The sequence below is a fragment of the Wolbachia endosymbiont of Atemnus politus genome (genome assembly GCF_013309895.1).
On record NZ_JAAXCS010000159.1, the window covers coordinates 1 to 2,383 of the forward strand.

The 2,383-nt window shown below is 33.9% G+C and carries 2 protein-coding genes and 1 pseudogene; all 3 read right to left on the minus strand.

What is annotated here, in order from left to right; all coding sequences use genetic code 11:
* Position 1: 1 nt before the first annotated feature.
* Complete coding sequence (locus HET73_RS07065; protein ID WP_174134270.1) at positions 2-901, minus strand: Rpn family recombination-promoting nuclease/putative transposase; 900 nt, start codon at positions 899-901, stop codon at positions 2-4.
* Positions 902-1,212: 311 nt separating this feature from the next.
* Positions 1,213-1,560: a hypothetical protein gene (locus tag HET73_RS07070; protein WP_174134271.1), complete on the minus strand. Its 348-nt coding sequence runs from the start codon at positions 1,558-1,560 to the stop codon at positions 1,213-1,215.
* 138 nt (positions 1,561-1,698) lie between these two features.
* Positions 1,699-2,383, minus strand: a pseudogene (locus HET73_RS07075) (ankyrin repeat domain-containing protein); the annotation flags it as partial.

Here is a 2,383-nt window from a genome sequence, read left to right on the forward strand (position 1 = left end):
TTTAATTCCTTAACTTTCTGATTTCATCGAGGGAGAGGTCAGTGGATTCAGCTATCAAGTCTACAGATACGCCAGCTTTAAGTAGGTTTTTAGCCACAGCAATTTTAGCTTTCATTTCACCTTTTTCTTCGCCGATTTGGATGCCTTCTAGTCTACCTTCTAGTTTAGCATCATCAAGACGTTGTTCCAAAATAGCCTTCTCTTTCTGTACACTCAGTATTCTTTCCTCATATGCGATCAAATCTTTTTCATTCCAGCGAAATCTGTCTAATTCATCATATGCTAACTTTATTATTGGAGCTTCTGCTGCTATCTTTTTCAAATCTTCTTCAGTTGTTTCTTCTGCGTATTTAAAAAAGAAACACCCTCTCTCTGTAGTATTCTCCAACTGCTCTACCTTATTTTTTGTAAATTTAGGCAACTCAATAAAGACAAATTGTAAATCTTTCAAGTAATGACCATTGGTTTTGATATCCCGTATATTATGAGTAGAAATATAGTCAACTTCTTCAGGCAGAAGGTTACAATTGGAAATAGCAATAAAGAAGACTTTCTGAAGATCAATGTAATTACCAGATTTATCTAATTGCCGAGAGTAAGCCTTAGCAGCATAAAGTTGAGCACGTTTTTCAAAGCCTTTATCACGGGCGAGCTGCATTTCAATGACAAATCTATTACCAATAGAGTCCTTGCAAAGAACATCAACAATGCTTTGCTTGTCAGAGGCAATTTCAGGATCCATGATAGTACTGAGGAATTCAATTTCTATTATTTGATCAGAAGTAAAAAAGTCCAAGATATCGTTGAGGAAGTGAATGAGGATATTTTTATTCTTTTCAGAACCAAATATTTTTTTAAAGCTAAGGTCGTTTTTTGGATCTAGGAATTTAGAAAAAGCCATGAGAGATTCACTTAAAAACCATTAATAATTATACACAATTCTGAAGGAATATTCAAGTTTTTTATCAAAATCTTAGTTTTTTAAACTTTGTAAAGAAAAAAACGCCCTTCATAGACGACCTTAGAATAGCATTTCATACTTTGTATGTCCTTTTCAATTGCTTTGCAGCGTCAATTAACTGTTGATCACTCATAGTTATCTTTCTCACTCTATAATTAATATTATAACTTCTTTTTCTAAAAATGCTACTAAATTTAATTAACTATGTTTTCAATTCTTCTGTTTCTCTTAGCTATACTACTAAGCAACTTTCATCCCCTTTGCAGCTGAATTAGCTGTATACTTTCTTTAGGGGAAGATACATTACTCGATGGAGGACCTGCTATATCACCAGGCTTTAAACCTTCCACTGCTGCTTCAACTCCTTCTGAAACTTTTTTAGATGAGCTCATTTCTTCAGAACATATCAATTTTCCAGATCTGGTAAAAAACCCTTGTTCTACGGCTTCTTTAACTAATAATCCTCCAAATCGACAATTCTTTCCTATTTCTTCGTTATAACTTTTTAACCTTTTCCACTTCTCTTGATCACTCACTTCTACCCTTACTATGTCTCTATTTTGTTTATCAGGATACAATCTAACTTCTAATTCTTCCACACTTGTGTGAAAAGTTAATACTATATCGCTATCATCTGCAAAGTCTGTATAATGCCTTATGCCATTTACCGTTATAATTTCTACTTCACCCGATCTTTACTACATTTCTTCCATATCCTATTTCTCCCTGAGTTAGTCCTAGATCCCTTGCTCCATGTCCTCTGAATATTCTAAATAGAGAGTTGAATTATCCACTTTTGCATCTTTTACCTTACCAGTAGCTGCATTTTTAACAATCTCCATAAACTCTAAAGTAGAATTAACATAGTTTTCATAGGCTCTTTTCATACTAGTTTTATGATCTTTAAATTCTACTTCCAGCCTATCGATCACAAGTATACTATCTATATCATACGACACCGCTCCTCTTGACACTAAATTACATACTATATCACTAGCAACTTTGGGATTTTTTTCTAACTCACTAATTTCTTTTATTCTTTTCATCACATAATCGGTAAAACTACGCTTATTCCCATGCACCTTCCCACCTTGACTAGAAAAATTAAACCTTACTCCAAACTCTATAGCCTTAACTACAACTTGTTCTAGTTGACTCATGTTTTGAGCTTTATCTACCCAGTGTAAGAAAGTTTTCAACTTCTTCTGCTGGCCTGGTATTAAATTATCCCAGAGAGTTTTGGATTGGAACAAATGTTCTTTACCATTTGTAGCCAGCAACCTCTTAACCCTCGATAACACTTTCTTATCCTTTATATTAGAAGCAGCTTCATACTCTAGAAGAATATTTGCACTTTGTAAATCACCAATAGTAGCAGCATAATCTAAAGGTGTTTTCCCCTTGATATCCCTGATATTAGGG

What these genes read in the sequence shown, in the direction of transcription:
- HET73_RS07065 (WP_174134270.1), bottom strand. Translation starts at nt 901, where the DNA reads ATGGCTTTTTCTAAATTCCTAGATCCAAAAAACGACCTTAGCTTTAAA.